General features: G+C 54.8%; 16 protein-coding genes. 11 read left to right on the top strand and 5 right to left on the bottom strand.

Annotated elements, in window-relative coordinates; translation table 11 throughout:
* The first annotated feature begins 10 nt into the window (after positions 1 to 10).
* The 5 genes from rlmB to ACJJIO_RS11415 all read left to right on the top strand — a co-directional run bounded on the left by rlmB (position 11) and on the right by ACJJIO_RS11415 (position 4,105).
* The gene (rlmB, locus tag ACJJIO_RS11395) at positions 11 to 766 is read left to right on the top strand and encodes a 23S rRNA (guanosine(2251)-2'-O)-methyltransferase RlmB (RefSeq protein ID WP_444908539.1); all 756 of its coding nucleotides are present in this window, start codon (positions 11 to 13) and stop codon (positions 764 to 766) included.
* A gap of 226 nt (positions 767 to 992) precedes the next feature.
* Positions 993 to 1,547 carry an RNA polymerase sigma factor gene (locus tag ACJJIO_RS11400; protein ID WP_444899250.1) on the top strand — a complete coding sequence of 185 codons (555 nt, stop codon included), beginning with the start codon at positions 993 to 995 and terminating at the stop codon, positions 1,545 to 1,547.
* An 18-nt stretch (positions 1,548 to 1,565) separates the two neighbouring features.
* Entirely contained in the window at positions 1,566 to 2,138 is a 573-nt protein-coding gene (locus ACJJIO_RS11405) for a hypothetical protein (RefSeq protein WP_444908540.1), read from the top strand.
* 59 nt (positions 2,139 to 2,197) lie between these two features.
* A complete protein-coding gene (locus tag ACJJIO_RS11410; RefSeq protein ID WP_444891528.1) occupies positions 2,198 to 2,743 on the top strand; it encodes a hypothetical protein in 546 nt (181 codons plus the stop codon).
* Between the two features lie 51 nt (positions 2,744 to 2,794).
* Entirely contained in the window at positions 2,795 to 4,105 is a 1,311-nt protein-coding gene (locus tag ACJJIO_RS11415) for a tetratricopeptide repeat protein (RefSeq protein WP_444908541.1), read from the top strand.
* Between the two features lie 114 nt (positions 4,106 to 4,219).
* Here the strand turns inward: ACJJIO_RS11415 and ACJJIO_RS11420 are convergent, their stop codons facing one another.
* Both ACJJIO_RS11420 and ACJJIO_RS11425 read right to left on the bottom strand, forming a co-directional pair.
* Positions 4,220 to 5,026, bottom strand: a complete 807-nt coding sequence (locus ACJJIO_RS11420; RefSeq protein WP_444908542.1) for an isocitrate lyase/PEP mutase family protein — start codon at positions 5,024 to 5,026, stop codon at positions 4,220 to 4,222.
* Positions 5,027 to 5,253: 227 nt separating this feature from the next.
* Entirely contained in the window at positions 5,254 to 6,084 is an 831-nt protein-coding gene (locus ACJJIO_RS11425; RefSeq protein WP_444908543.1) for an alpha/beta fold hydrolase, read from the bottom strand.
* Positions 6,085 to 6,422: 338 nt separating this feature from the next.
* Between ACJJIO_RS11425 and rpsF the strand changes: the two genes are divergently transcribed.
* The 6 genes from rpsF (at position 6,423) to ACJJIO_RS11455 (ending at position 11,191) form a co-directional block, all read left to right on the top strand.
* Complete coding sequence (gene rpsF, locus ACJJIO_RS11430; protein ID WP_252084250.1) at positions 6,423 to 6,866, top strand: 30S ribosomal protein S6; 444 nt, start codon at positions 6,423 to 6,425, stop codon at positions 6,864 to 6,866.
* A 12-nt stretch (positions 6,867 to 6,878) separates the two neighbouring features.
* Positions 6,879 to 7,109 (top strand): 30S ribosomal protein S18, encoded by a 231-nt coding sequence (rpsR, locus tag ACJJIO_RS11435; RefSeq protein ID WP_108731487.1) that lies wholly within the window; start codon positions 6,879 to 6,881, stop codon positions 7,107 to 7,109.
* Between the two features lie 43 nt (positions 7,110 to 7,152).
* Complete coding sequence (locus tag ACJJIO_RS11440) at positions 7,153 to 7,995, top strand: hypothetical protein (RefSeq protein ID WP_252084251.1); 843 nt, start codon at positions 7,153 to 7,155, stop codon at positions 7,993 to 7,995.
* A gap of 37 nt (positions 7,996 to 8,032) precedes the next feature.
* Complete coding sequence (rplI, locus tag ACJJIO_RS11445) at positions 8,033 to 8,479, top strand: 50S ribosomal protein L9 (RefSeq protein WP_444883547.1); 447 nt, start codon at positions 8,033 to 8,035, stop codon at positions 8,477 to 8,479.
* Positions 8,480 to 8,587: 108 nt separating this feature from the next.
* Positions 8,588 to 10,030, top strand: coding sequence for a replicative DNA helicase (gene dnaB / locus ACJJIO_RS11450; protein WP_252084252.1), 1,443 nt, complete (start codon positions 8,588 to 8,590; stop codon positions 10,028 to 10,030).
* Between the two features lie 69 nt (positions 10,031 to 10,099).
* Complete coding sequence (locus ACJJIO_RS11455) at positions 10,100 to 11,191, top strand: winged helix-turn-helix domain-containing protein (RefSeq protein ID WP_444908544.1); 1,092 nt, start codon at positions 10,100 to 10,102, stop codon at positions 11,189 to 11,191.
* On the opposite strand, the gene ACJJIO_RS11460 is transcribed toward ACJJIO_RS11455, so the two are convergent.
* The 3 genes from ACJJIO_RS11460 to nspC form a co-directional block, all read right to left on the bottom strand.
* The gene (locus tag ACJJIO_RS11460; RefSeq protein ID WP_444908545.1) at positions 11,181 to 11,879 is read right to left on the bottom strand and encodes a DUF6515 family protein; all 699 of its coding nucleotides are present in this window, start codon (positions 11,877 to 11,879) and stop codon (positions 11,181 to 11,183) included. The genes ACJJIO_RS11455 and ACJJIO_RS11460 overlap by 11 nt on opposite strands.
* A 109-nt stretch (positions 11,880 to 11,988) precedes the next feature.
* Positions 11,989 to 12,861 carry an agmatinase gene (gene speB, locus ACJJIO_RS11465; protein ID WP_444908546.1) on the bottom strand — a complete coding sequence of 291 codons (873 nt, stop codon included), beginning with the start codon at positions 12,859 to 12,861 and terminating at the stop codon, positions 11,989 to 11,991.
* Between the two features lie 62 nt (positions 12,862 to 12,923).
* Positions 12,924 to 14,117 carry a carboxynorspermidine decarboxylase gene (gene nspC / locus ACJJIO_RS11470; protein ID WP_444908547.1) on the bottom strand — a complete coding sequence of 398 codons (1,194 nt, stop codon included), beginning with the start codon at positions 14,115 to 14,117 and terminating at the stop codon, positions 12,924 to 12,926.
* Between the last annotated feature and the right edge of the window lie 72 nt (positions 14,118 to 14,189).

The raw sequence follows: 14,189 nt of genomic DNA on the forward strand, positions 1-14,189 counted from the left end.
GAGGCATAAGTTGAGCCAAGAATTGGTATATGGCCTGCACGCGGTGCAGGCTTTGTTAAAGGGTTCTCCACAAAATGTGCAGGAGCTGATGCTATTGCGTGGGCGCAAAGACCAGCGCCTGCAAAAAATTATTCAGCAGGCGGAAAAAAATGATATCGCACTGCGTTTTGTCGACCGTCGCACTCTGGATGACAAGGTGGAAGAGGGCGCTAATCACCAGGGGGTAATCGCTCTTTGTGCGAGTAAAACTCAGGTTCTGGATGAGAAATTTCTGTTTGGCATGCTCGAAAAGCTGGACCAGAAAAGTGAGGCGCCATTTCTCTTGGTCCTGGATGGCGTGACCGACCCCCATAATTTGGGTGCCTGCTTGCGCTCAGCGGAGGCTGCCGGGGTACATGCGGTGATTGCGCCCAAGGATAAATCCGCAGGTTTGACCCCGACAGCCCGCAAGGTGGCCTGTGGTGCGGCTGAGGTTTTACCCTTTGTTACGGTGACCAACCTCGCGCGTACCCTACAGCAGTTGCAGCAGGCTGGAGTGTGGATTTTTGGTGCGGCAGGAGAGGCTACTCAGGATGTCTACCAGTCTCAGTTGACGGGTCCTATGGCTTTAGTGATGGGTGCCGAAGGCAGTGGCCTGCGCCGATTAACCCGGGAGCACTGTGATCATTTAATTAAAATTCCGATGGCCGGTGAAGTCAGCAGCCTGAATGTGTCTGTTGCCACCGGTGTTTGTCTATTTGAAGCGGTGCGCCAGCGCAGCGCCTGATTTATTCTTTTTTTTTGATCTGTAAGTCCTGGTGATTACTGATGCCGGGACTTGCAGCATCCCGGCGTAACGCTTCACACGCAAACCTCTTTTTCCCCTCTATTTCCACTATTCACTGCTAGATTTTTTCCACTGTCACACAGCAATTTTACTGTGCAGCTTTCTATTTCATGCCGCGGGTGAAAAATTTGCGGGTAACTTTCCTTTGATATCCGGGAGTAGCGGTTTGTACGCCTGGCCCCAAAAATTACTGCGACGACGATCGCGTAATGCTCGTTTTGCTGAGTTGATACATCCACATATTCGCCAACTTTATCGTATGGCCTTTCGCTGGACAGGGAATCGCGAGGAGGCTGAGGACCTGGTACAGGATGTTTTGGCAAGCCTGCTGACGCGATCTGTAGCACTGGAAAAAATTCAGCGCTTAGGTCCCTGGTTAATCAAGGTGCTCTATCACCGCTATGTGGATCTCTACCGCCGACGCCGAAGCTCCCCCATTGATGAAGAGGTTGATTGGGAGACGGTGGCAAGCGGCACGCCAGAGAAGGGACTTTCTTCTCAGGTGGAAATGCAGCGCATTTTACTGCAGGCGCTATCGAAACTAGAGGTCGATTGGCGCGATACGGTATTGCTGCACGATGTAGAGGGGTACTCCCTACTAGAGGTGGCAGATATTTTGGGCATAAGTGTGGGCACGGTGAAATCACGCCTACATCGCGCCCATAAAAAATTAAAAAAATTGCTCAGTGAGGGAACTATTAGCGAGGGTCATCCGTGTTAGTAATCAGAGGAAAAGCCAATGCTGAAATATGACTCTGAAGATTTTTCCAGTGAGATGTTGTTACGTCACCAGCTCCGCGCCCTGCCGGTTGAGAACCCTGGCGATGACTTGGAAGAGCGTATCTTAAAGTCTGTCTTCACTGGGCAGGAAAGCAGTCAATCGCCTTCTTTATCAAAATTATTTTTTGACGAATACCGGCGAGTGGGACAGTTGGCTGTAGCTGCGGGTTTCTTCGTGGTCGTGACATTGGGAGTGATACTGACATTCTTAAAGGATACCCCGATGGATGTTGGGGCTGGTGATACGCAACAAGATGTCGAAGGCACTATCAGGCGGCCAGTGCACCTTTTACTGCACAGCAGTCGCCGGATGCCGGGGGCACTAATCAGGGTCGTCTTACCGGAAAATATGCAACTTGATGGTTATGCGAGCAGTCAGGTGTTGCAATGGCAAACGGATATTGCTGCAGGAAGTAATCGCCTGTCGTTGCCGGTGAAAATCCTCGGTGAAAATAGCACGGGGGAGATATTGATCGAAGTGGAATACGGTGGGGTGAGCAAGCGACTGCGTCAACGATTAACGCACTTGTGAAGCCGCCGCAATGTAGGGTTCGATAGCAATTTTTGTCACAACCTAGAGGTAACCAAGCGATGTGGAAACAGGGATTATTGGCGGCGGGTGTCGCAGCAGCAGTTATGTATAGCGGCCCTTTATTGGCGCAGGAGGCACCAGAAGACCTGGATGTCACTCTCACTGTGGTTGAGGAGGGGCAGGATGCGCAAGATGTGGTGAACAACATAGAGCTTCCGCCGGATATGCAGGAGGTGGCTGAGGAAACCATTGCGGCGGTAATGGAAGCAGTAGCGGCAACTGGGCAGGGCGCTGAACATAGTGAGGAAATTGAAGCAAGGATGCGTGAGGCCCTCACACGCCACCAGGAGTTGATTGCCAATGCGCGTCTCTCAGCAGAAGCGGCCAGGGAGGAAGCTCTGCGCACCGCTGAAGTAGCCAGGGAAAGTATCGAAGAGGCCGTTAAGAGTGCGATGAACGGTGCAGATATACAAGGCGTTATCGAGCAAGTGATGCAGGATATTCTTTCTAGTCTACCGGCGGATATTCGCGACCAGATTTCTATGGAGCTTGATGGAATGTTTGAGCAGGCTCAGGACAATTTACCCGATGGGCCAGATGCCTAATTAATTGGCACTGCAAAATTGATGACAGGGAATGTTTAGAGGTAATCCACAGTGCGAAATGGGCGAATCGGAATAGTGCTAATTACGCTGTTGGTGTTGATATCACCAGTATCAATAGCTGCAGAGTTCTTCAGTGAGGCTACGGAGGCTTTCAAGCAGGGAAAATACCGTAGGGCGCTTAAGTACTTTGAAATTGAGCGTGAGTCTGGCAATAACTCTGCAAAGCTCAGGTATAACATTGGCGTTACCTTGATGAAACTAGAGCGTTATTCGGAGGCCACGATATATTTTCTCGGCCTCCTGAATAATGCCCGCTGGAAGGATTTGGCCCGTTATAACTTGGCCATTGCCGCAGAGCGAAGTGATCGAGAATTGGTCGCACTTAAACATTACCGTATTGTGCGAGCAGGGGCGGCTACAGAAAAGCTGCGAGGCATGGCTGCGCGCCGTCTGCGCTTATTGGCAGAGGATCACCGTGGCGAACGTGAGAAACCCTGGCTGGCCACTGTCAGCCTGACGGTGGGCAATGATGACAACGCCTATGCGTTGCAAAATGAACTACTGGAAGAGGCCTCGATTGGGGATGACAATTACGCCGAGTTGTTTGCCTGGGGGCAATACCGCCTCAAGGGAACTGCTGGGAGTGGCTGGCGGGTGCAAGGTTACGGATTTGGGCGCAAATACAAGGAGTATGACAATCTCGATCTAGCCAGCGCCAGGGCGGGATTATTCCATGATCGCCGCCTGTTTGGTTGGACTGCAGAGATGGGATTTGCCGTCGAAATGGTGACCTTGGGGGGGGAGCCTGTCACACAGCAAGCACGGCTGTTGGGTAAAGTTTCAGGGAATTGGGGGCGCTCCAGAATTGTTTTTTCCTATAGTCCAGGTTACTACTTTGGTGGCGATGATTATGCTTATTTGGATGGCTGGCGCCAGTACTTTGACTTGAGTTGGCAGCGTTCATTATTTTCGACCGAGGCGAAGTTGTTTTATCGATTCGATTACAACGATCGTGAAGGGCAGGAGAAAGCAGAGGGGGATTATTATAGCTACTCACCGGCTCGTCATACTCTTGGAGGCACCCTGGTTTGGATACCTTCACCAAGATGGAATATCTCCACAGGGGTGGAGTATCGCAGTAGCCTCTATAACGAAAGCAATCGTATTACCGATAGCCAAGGTGATGTGGATCTCTATTTTAGAGAATCTGATCGAATGAGATCCTGGTTAGGAGCAAAGCTTCGTATTACCCCTAATCTCCATGTTAATGGGAAGTACCAATATATTGAAAATGAGGAGAATCGGGAATTCTATACTTACGACAAAAGTGAATATAGTTTAGGGGTCGGTTATAGTTTTTGATAGCTGAACTATTAAATCGCTTGGGGGCAAGGATGGCTCCCCCAAGCGCATCTGTAAATTTATAATGGGTATTGAGACGTTTAAGTTATTCCTTTTCGAGATTATTGATCTTTTTTATTGGATATTGGAGCCCAGGTTATTTAGATAGTTATAGTCCAGACTGTGTTCAAAGATTTGTTTTGGATGTTTTCCTTGGAATAACTTATTGGCCATGTTGCTATAAAGCGCATAACTCGATTGAAATAAAGCAGGTCCCCAGCTTAGCCTACGAATACCCGCTCGCCAGAAATGGGCGGGCTCTTCCATACCGGCTAGCAGCATTAAATTGAGTGGCATACTGATTTCTTGTGTTAGCTTTTGTGCGTCCGCCAGGGAGGTTAAACCAGGAATAAATCCTCCGTTGGCACCGGCCTCCCGGTAATCGGACAACCTTTGCATCACCTGTTTCAGTGAATCCTGGCTGTTCTCCGTACTGTTCAGGTAAATATCGGTCCGTGCATTAATAAAAAAGGGTCGCGCCTTTAACGTGGAGCGAATAGCCAGGATTTTTTCACGCAGCAGTTGTGGGCTTTCCCTGCCATCTTCGATATTGATGCCAGCTACGCCAAGATCACACAAGGTTGCAACTAACTCCGCTACTTGCCCGGGATCAGAGCTGTAGCCATCCTCAATATCAATGGATATCGGGACGCGGGAAACCCTCAAAATGCGCTTAACGGCGCTCAGGTGTTCCGATATTGGCATGCTGCTGCCATCGGCATAACCCAGTGACCAGGCCACAGCGGCGCTACTGGTAGCTAAGGCGGGAGCGCCGGCTGCTTGGCAGAGCTGTGCGCTAGCGGCATCCCAGATATTTGGAAGGACTAAGAGTTGGCTGCCTTCATGCAAAGCGTTGAATTGTTCGAAGTAATTAGTGGCCATTAAATTTCCCCTTGCGACGACTTATTGATCGAGTAACTGGGGTAGAAAATTACTTCGAGCCTTTTCTAACTTCTGGCCAAAAACGGAAGTGAATAGGGAAGGTGTTACTGTGAGGGGGTATTGCTGTGCTGGAAAATAAGCAGGAGTAGAAAAACTGGGGGTTGAATACCTGAAGAGTTCAGCTGCCTCGGCGCCACACTTTGGATGGCGCCAAGACCTGTATTTCCTCAGTAAGAGCCTGCTTGGTGTTGAGTCAACCAGCTGTCCACCTCGGCGATAATCGGACGTGGATTTTTGATCCAGCTTAGGTGGGGGTTGCCTTTCGGATAGGTGGCGGCCATCTCACGGGTCTCGCCATCTACGATAGCAGCCAGTTTGCGCGCAGCCTTTACTGGTGCAAAGGGATCGCCGGCCAGGGCGATATGAAGAGTGGGTTGGTTGCTGGGCTTGTGTTTTCCAAGGCGTTTTTCTGGAGCAAAGCGTCCACTGAAAATAGAGCGGGCCCAGTCTTTCATCAGTTTGCGCGCTTCACGCCAGCCAAAACCCATACGTGCGCCGGGGAAATAGCCGAGCAGACTCGAGGTGACACTCACTATTGAGGCAAAAAGTAAAATGGCGTACCTGTGCAGTCCGCTCCAGCTGCGGTGGTCTACATGGCCGGAGGCGATGGTGACAACCCTGGCATTGCCGGTCAGGCCGGCACGGGCCGCGAGAGTGCTAGTTTGGCCGCCGATACTGTGGCCGAGAATCAGGGCCGGGCCTGCGGGGAAGGACTCTTCCAGCAGTGCCAGTAGTTGCGGGATAAAGGCAAATACCAGGTCATCGTAGCCGTAGTCGGCATTGCGGTTGGGTCTCGGCAGGCTTTCGCCGGTTCCCGGCAGTTCGGTGATGGCGGTGCTGTAGCCGAGTCGCTGTAATTCCTTCAACAAAAGATGGTAGCGATTGGCGGGAACGCCCATGGCGGGAACCACCAGGACTAGTGGGCCTTCGCCGTTGCGAACGGTGGTGACGGGCACCTGGAAGGCGCCAAAACTAAGGTTGTGCGTTTCTTGGGGCATGGTACTTCTCCCTACAGAGGGAGGCACTATATGCCAGCTCGCCGTCACAAACCCATGACCAGAACGCGCAGTTCAGTGGCTGAATCTACACAAAGACAGGGTTTCGTTGGGCTAAGGCCCACGTTTGAACGGGTGGTCTCTGAGTGAGCAGTTGGAATAATTAGTTCACTTGTCCCCGAGCTGGAGAAGACACAGCCCACAAATAATTGATCAACTTGCAAGCAATCCCGCAACTGCCTAGAATACGCCGCCCGCAATGGGCTCGGTCTATCCGTGCCCGTTGTACTCCTTGCCTTACCGGACTGTCCGGAAGGCTGATTAACCCGTAAGGAGCTAAAATGCGTCATTACGAAATTGTATTCCTGGTTCACCCGGACCAGAGCGAGCAGGTACCCGGCATGGTGGAGCGTTATACCGCTGCCATCAAGGACACTGGCGGTGAAGTACACCGTCTGGAAGACTGGGGCCGTCGCCGTCTGGCTTACCCGATCAACAAGATCCACAAAGCCCACTACATTCTGATGAATGTTGAGTGCACCGAAGAAGCTCTGGAAGAGCTGACCACCAACTTCCGTTACAACGATGCGGTTATCCGTAATCTGGTAATCCGTGAAGACGAGGCGATCACCGACGAGAGCCCGATCATGAAAGCGGAAAAAGAAAGCCGTGAGCGCAAAGCTGCCCGTGCAGAGCGCACCGAGCGTCGCGAGCGCGCTGAAGAAGAGCAGTCCTCTTCTGACGCCGCAGAAGCTTCTTCCGATAACGCTGAAAGCGAAGAGTAAGGGGATTATCAGATGGCACGTTTTTTCCGTCGTCGCAAGTTCTGCCGTTTCACCGCCGAAGGTGTTAAGCGTATCGACTACAAAGATCTCGATACCCTGAAAGCCTACATCTCTGAGACTGGCAAGATTGTTCCAAGCCGTATCACCGGTACCAAAGCCAAGTATCAGCGTCAGCTGGCCTCTGCGGTCAAGCGCGCGCGTTACCTGGCCCTGCTGCCGTACACGGACAGCCACGAAGCCTAAGCCGCAGTTTGCTTAGACTCATTAATAGAGAAGCTATCTAACTATGCGCGCCGTAGCTGAGTTTATTATGCGCGGGCGCGTGCGGGCGGTGATCCTCACTATGGTGGGGATACCGCTGATAAGCCCGGCAATCCTCGCTCTAGTGAGTTTGCGCCGCGGCAGCAGTGAAGGCCTGATGGTTTTGGCCTGGGCACTGTTGCCGATCGTTGTTATGGGCATGAGCGGTCATGTACCACCACTGGTGACCGGTATTTCCGCCGGCCACTTTGCCGCAGTGTTCTGCGGCGCCGTGGCACTGCGCAGTAGCCGTTCATGGGTCGCCGCACTGTTCACTGTAACAGCGGCCTCGGCGGTGGGTATTTTGCTCACTTCTGCCTTCAGCGGCGGTTTGCTCCAGGGCTTTATGCAAGCGCTCGAAAGAGCGGCAGAGCAGCCCAATACGGTTCCGATGGAAGAACTGAAGCAGGTGTTCTCAGGCGAGTTGCAGATTACTGGATATCTGAGCCTGATATCGGCGATGAGCGCCACACTGGCTTTGGTTCTGGGGCGCTACTGGCAGGCGCTGCTGTACAACCCCGGCGGTTTCCGCCAGGAGTTTCACCAGTTGCGTATGCCGGTATGGCTGGCGGCACTGAGTATGCTGCTGTGGGTGGTGAGCCTGGTGACCCCAGGTTACGCCTTCTGGGGCGCGGTGATCGCCTTCCCCATGGTGGTTGCAGGTATCGCCCTGATTCACTGGCTGGTCGCCAGTCGCGGTTGGGGGATTGGTCCCCTGGTGGCGATGTACGTGATGCTGGTGATTGGTGGCTTGCCCCTGGCTGGATTCCTGTGTGGTTTGGCTCTGGTAGATAGCTGGATAGATATTCGCGGGCGCTCCGCAAAGTAGGCGCGCTCTGCACAATACAGAAATTGAGGAAACCGAGATGGAAGTTATTCTGCTCGATAAAGTAGGCAAACTGGGCAACGTGGGTGATCGCGTTGAAGTTAAAGCCGGTTTCGGCCGCAACTTCCTGCTGCCGACTGGTAAGGCAATTCCGGCTACCGCAGCCAATGTTGCTGAGTTCGAAGCCAAGCGCGCTGAACTGGAAGCCGCTGCAGCTGCCAAAATGGCAGAAGCTGAGAGCCGCGCTACCAAGCTGGCCGACCTGGCTGTAACCATCGCTGCCAACGCTGGCGACGAAGGCAAACTGTTCGGCTCTATCGGCACTCGCGATATCGCAGACGCAATTACTGCTGGCGGTGTTGAAGTAGCCAAGGCTGAAGTGAAGCTGCCGGAAGGCGCTCTGCGCGAAGTGGGCGAGTACGAAGTAGACGTACAGCTGCACTCCGACGTGACTGCTGTAGTTAAAGTCGTTATCGAAGCCGAGTAAGGTTTTGCCGACAAGCAGTTGGTGCCACAGGCGCCAGCCGCGCTACAATCGGGCGCTGCACCCTACCGGGTCAGCGCCTGTTTTGTTTCTGGTATCCAGTAAAGTCCCATGATCGACGAATACGCTACCCCCGAAGAAGAAATCCACAGTGAAGAGAGTTCACCGCTGCCACACTCGGTAGAGGCGGAGCAATCGGTGCTGGGGGGCCTGATGTTGGATCCGGGCCGCATCGATGCGGTTGCCGAGCAGCTGAGTGAAGAGGACTTCTTTACCGCCAGTCACCGCAAGATCTTCGCGGTAATGGGTGAGCTGAGCAATGGTGAGCAGCCGCTGGATATCGTTACTCTCGCCGAAGGCCTCGCCAGTCGCGACCTCCTCGGCGAGGTGGGCGGTCCGGCCTATCTGGCGGAACTGGCCGAGAACACTCCCTCCGCGGCGAATATTGTCGCCTATGCCAAGATAGTGCGCGAGCGCTCCATGTTGCGCCAGCTGATTGCCGCCGCCGGCGAAATCAGCCGTACCAGTTTCAATCCCGGTGGCCTGGCCTCCGCCGATCTGCTGCAGATGGCTGAGCGCCGTGTGGCGGAAATTGCCGAGGGACGCGCCAAAGAGGGCGGTTTCGTCGGTGTGGATAGCCTGCTGAAGAAAACCGTCGAGCGCATCGATGAGCTGTTTAAAACTGAAGGCGATATCACCGGCCTCAGTACCGGCCTGACAGAATTGGATCAGCGCACCTCCGGCTGGCAGCCGGGCGAGCTGGTAATCCTCGCCGCGCGTCCTTCCATGGGCAAGACCGCGCTGGCACTGAATTTTATTGAGAGTGCCATGCTCAGCCAGGAGCGCCCGACCCTGGTCTTCAGTATGGAAATGCCGTCTGACAGCCTGGTAATGCGGATGTTGTCTTCAATCGGTCGTATCGACCAGGGCCGTATCCGCAACGGCAAGCTGCAGGAAGAGGATTGGCCCAAACTCTCCAGCGCCGTACAAAAAATGAAGGGCAAAGCCCTGTATATCGACGATACGCCTGCGCTCAGCCCCAGTGAGGTGCGCGCGCGCACCAAGCGCACCGTGCGCGATCACACCAATAAGTTGATGCGCGAAAATCCGCGTATGAGTCGTGAGGATGCCGAGGCCAAGAGCCTGCCGGCAATGATTATGGTGGACTACTTACAGCTGATGCAGGTGAAGGGCTCTACAGAGGGCCGCACCCAGGAAATTTCCGAAATCTCGCGCTCTCTCAAGGCATTGGCGAAAGAGTACGACTGCCCGGTAGTCGCCCTCTCGCAGCTCAACCGCGGTGTGGAGCAGCGCCCCAACAAGCGGCCGATGAACTCGGACCTGCGGGAATCCGGGGCGATCGAGCAGGATGCCGACGTGATTTTGTTTATCTATCGCGATGAGTACTACAACGAGGACAGCCCGGACAAGGGGCTGGCAGAGCTGATTATCGGCAAACAGCGTAACGGTGAGATAGGCACCTGTCGCGCGGCATTTATCGGTAAATATACGCGCTTCGATAACCTGGCACCGGAATATTATCAGGGCGAGTAGATCGCTAGGTGCCAGTCTCTGAAACCTGACTGGTAACTGCTGCTCAGCAAATACAAGGAGGGTGACACCATGCTGTCAGAGCAACAGGTCCGCGCACTGGTGCTGGAGCGTCAGTTTATCCACAGCCCCTGGAAGGAGGGGCTCCCCGCCTTAATAGCGCATCTCGGCGCGCTGCAACTGGATGCCATCCAGCGCATTACCCGTGCGCACCACCACCAGCTGTACAACCGTCTGCCCCGTTACCGTGAGCCAGACTTAGCCGAAGCAGAACAGCGCCGCGAAATTTTTGAATACTGGTCCCACGCCGCCGCCTATATGTCGATGGAGCACTACCCCTATGCTCGGGTGCGTATGGATCGTATCCGCGCTGGGCAGCGCCACTGGTATGAGAAGAATGCCAAACTGTGCCGCTATGTGCTGGATCGGGTAGGCGCTGAGGGACCATTGCGGGCCAGTGATTTCGTACGCACCAAAAGCGGTTGGTGGGAGTGGTCCGATGAAAAGAAAGCGCTGGAGCAGCTATTTCACGAGGGTGAGCTGATGGTCAGCCACCGAGTGGGTTTTCAAAAGGTCTTTGATCTCCCAGAGCGGGTATTGCCGGCAAATACGTCGATCAGCGCTGCTACCGAACTGGAATACGGCAGTCACCTGGTACGCACTTTTCTCGGCTGCCAGGGCATTGGCCGCCCTGAGGAAGTCGCCTATCTACGTCGTGAAGACAAGCCCCTGATTCAACGGGCCATCGAAAATATGCTCACCACTGGTGAGCTGACTTCTCATGGCAAAGAGTTGATGCTGACAGAGCAGCTGGAGCAGAGTCCGGCGCGGCCAGCGCGCAAGGTGCGGCTGTTATCGCCTTTCGATCCACTGATACTACAGCGCAAGCGCCTGAGCCGGCTGTTTGAATTTGACTACCAGCTGGAGTGCTATGTCCCTGCAGCCAAGCGTCGCTATGGCTACTTCTGTTTGCCGATTTTATACGGAGACCGTTTTGCGGGGTTGGTGGACTTGAAGGCCGATCGGGATGCGGGAGCACTGCGTATCGAGACTCTGCATTGGTTGGAAAAGCCCGGCGTCTCGCTGGAGGCGAGCTTTCACCGGGCCTTGGGTCAGTTCGCCCGCTTTCACGGGCTGGAAAGAGCGGCGGCGCTTACAGCTTGACCACCACATAGACTTCCTGGCCATCGCGTTGAGTCGGCATAAAGTAGTTGCCGCCATAGCGATAGTACTGGATGCCATTGATCACTTCAGCCGCGTAGCCTTTAGGCAGCGTCTCTAAGACCTGACCGGGCTGGAAACCTTCTGGGCCAGGATCCGGGGTTGCGGGGACTGTCGCCGGTGCCGCGGTTGGAGCTTGTGCAGGCGCCGCAGCGACAGGGGCCGGAACTGTAACCACTGGTGCCGGAGCTGGAACGACCGCGACCGGTGCTGGAGGCGCTACTACCACATAAGTGCGGGTAGCCGGTACCCACTGGTAATAGGCATCGGCATACTGGTAGTAAGTGACGCCGCCCACTTGTACCGGCACGGCTCGGCTTGGTAGTGTTACCACCGAAGCGCCCAGCGGCGCATTCACGACGACGTAACCCCTTGGGCCATGACGGTAGAAGTGTCCGCCGTGGTAGTAATAGGGACGCCCGCCAACGGCAACCCGTACATGATTGGTGGGTAGTATCGGGGCGACAAAGCCAATGGAAATGCGGCTGCCGCCATGGTAGTGACCGTGGCGATGATGATGGCGGTGCTCCCCCCAGCGATCGTAGCCACGGGCGTCAGCAGATGGACTAAAGGCAAAAGCCGCCAGTGCAATGAAGGCACTGGCGCCAAGAACGATATTCAGCTTATTCACGGTCTCTCCAGCGAAGTGATTACTCACATCGACATACTAACCCTTAATCTGACAGCAATGACAGGTTAATTGGTTAAGAATTGTCAAAGTGCTGGAAAGCGAGGCTGCCTCAGCGGTTGCGCTGAATAATCCCCATCAGTTTGTACATCAGCTGGGCAGCGGCGAAATCATAGGCGTGGAAGCCGTCAATCGGCGCGAATTCCAGTACGTCAAAACCGATAATCTTGCGTTGACGCGCCACGGATTCGAACAGGTTGAGGGTCTGGTACCAGCCCAGACCGCCGGGTACTGGAGTGCCGGTAGAGGGAAACACCGAAGGGTCCATGCCATCCACATCCAGAGTAAAGAAGACTTTCTTGGGGAAGTTTTCCGGCAGCTGGAATTCCTGCACGTTGTTGGGCACTAGCTGATGGGCGTCCAGATAGCCGACGTTGTAATCCTTGCGCGCTTGCATCTCTTCTTCGCAGTAGGCGCGAATCCCCAGCTGGAACAGGGGCACACCGGCCTCTACCACCAGGCGCATCACACTGGCGTGACTGTGCTTGTGGCCTTCATAGCGGTCGCGCAGGTCGGCATGGGCGTCGATCTGAACCACACCGAAGTCGGTTTCACCGGCATCCAGCAGGCCTTTGATAATGCCCCAGGTCACCGAGTGTTCGCCGCCGATGCCCACGGGCATCTTACCCAGTGCCAGCACCTCTTTGGTGGCTGCGGCGATATTGTCCATTACCTGTTCTGCGGCACCACCCATTTCAACCGGCGGGCGGGTGTAGATACCTAGCTCGCAGGGTGAGGAGAAGTTGTCGAAAGTTTCCAGCTGCCAGGAGGCCTCGAGGATGGAGGCCGGGCCCTTGCCAGTGCCGCCACCGTAGGAAACAGTCTCCTCATAGGGGATGGGGATGATATGAAAGAAGGCGTCCTCGGGCTTGGGTTGCTCAATTTCAGAGCCCAGGAAGATGGGGTAATCGTTTTCTGGCTGCATCTATGTGTCCTCCGGCGGCGGGGGATTGTACTGCCCGCCGCATCACTATCTTGTTGGGGCTATCAGGAGAGGCGCTCTTTAAAGTCGTCGTAACCGAAGCTCTTGATGATTTTCAGGTCGTCGGTCTCTGAGTTCCACAGGGCGATGGAGGGCAGGGGGATGCCATTGAAGGTATTGGTTTTCACCATGGTGTAGTAGGCCATCTCCTCGAATACCAAGCGCTCACCTACCTTGAGGGGGTTGTGGAAGCTGTATTCGCCAATGCTGTCCCCGGCCAGACAGCTCTGCCCGCCCAGGCGGTAGGTGTGGGGCAGCTCGCCGGGGCGCGCGGCACCGGTGATTCCCGGGCGGTAGGGCATTTCCAGAACATCCGGCATATGGCAGGTGGCGGAGGCGTCGAGTATGGCCTGGTTCTGACCATTCCAGGCGGTATCCACCACTTCTGTCACCAGGATACCAGCGAACAGGGAAATGGCCTCACCGGGCTCCAGGTAGACCTGCACATCATATTTTTCAGAAAAATTGCACACGGCGGCAATCAGCTCGTCGACCTGGTAATCGCGGCGGGTGATATGGTGGCCACCGCCAAAATTGATCCACTCCATCTGCGGGATCAGGTCGCCAAATTTCTCTTCCACGGCAGCGATGGTGCGCTCCAGCGGTTTAAAGTCCTGTTCGCACAAGGTGTGGAAGTGCAGGCCGCTAATGCCCTCCAGCGACTCCTCGTCAAACAGTGAACGCACGATACCGAGCCGTGAGCAGGGCGCACAGGGGTCGTAGAGGTCGGTGTGGCCTTCGGAGTGCTCTGGGTTAATACGCAGGCCAAAGCGCAGTTCCGGGCGCTGCTTCTGCATATCCAGGCACAGTTCCCGGTAGCGTTTCCACTGGGAAAAGGAGTTGAAGATCACGTGGTGGGCGAACTGCAGAATTTCGCGTAGTTCATCTTCTTTATAGCCGGCACTGAAAACATGGACTTCCTTGCCCTGGTCGCGCCCGCCGTACTCTTCAAAGCCGAGTTTCGCCTCAAACAGGCCACTGGCACAGGTGCCCGATAGGTATTCAGCAACAATTGGACCGGTGCTGAACATGGAGAACGCTTTCAATGCGGCCAATACTTTGGCGCCACTGCGTTTCTGTACATCGGCCAGTAGTGCCAGGTTGTCGCGCAAGGCGATTTCATCGACCACGAAACAGGGAGAGGGTACGCGGTAGGGGTCAAAGTGTCCGAAGTAGTCTAGGCGGGGAGTGAGATCCATAGGGAGCTTCTTTATCCTGCTACGCGGGATGGGCGCCAGGGCCCATCCCGAGGGGTATGGAAAAGTGCGGAA

It is taken from the genome of Microbulbifer mixtoriginis (SeqCode) (assembly GCF_052467235.1).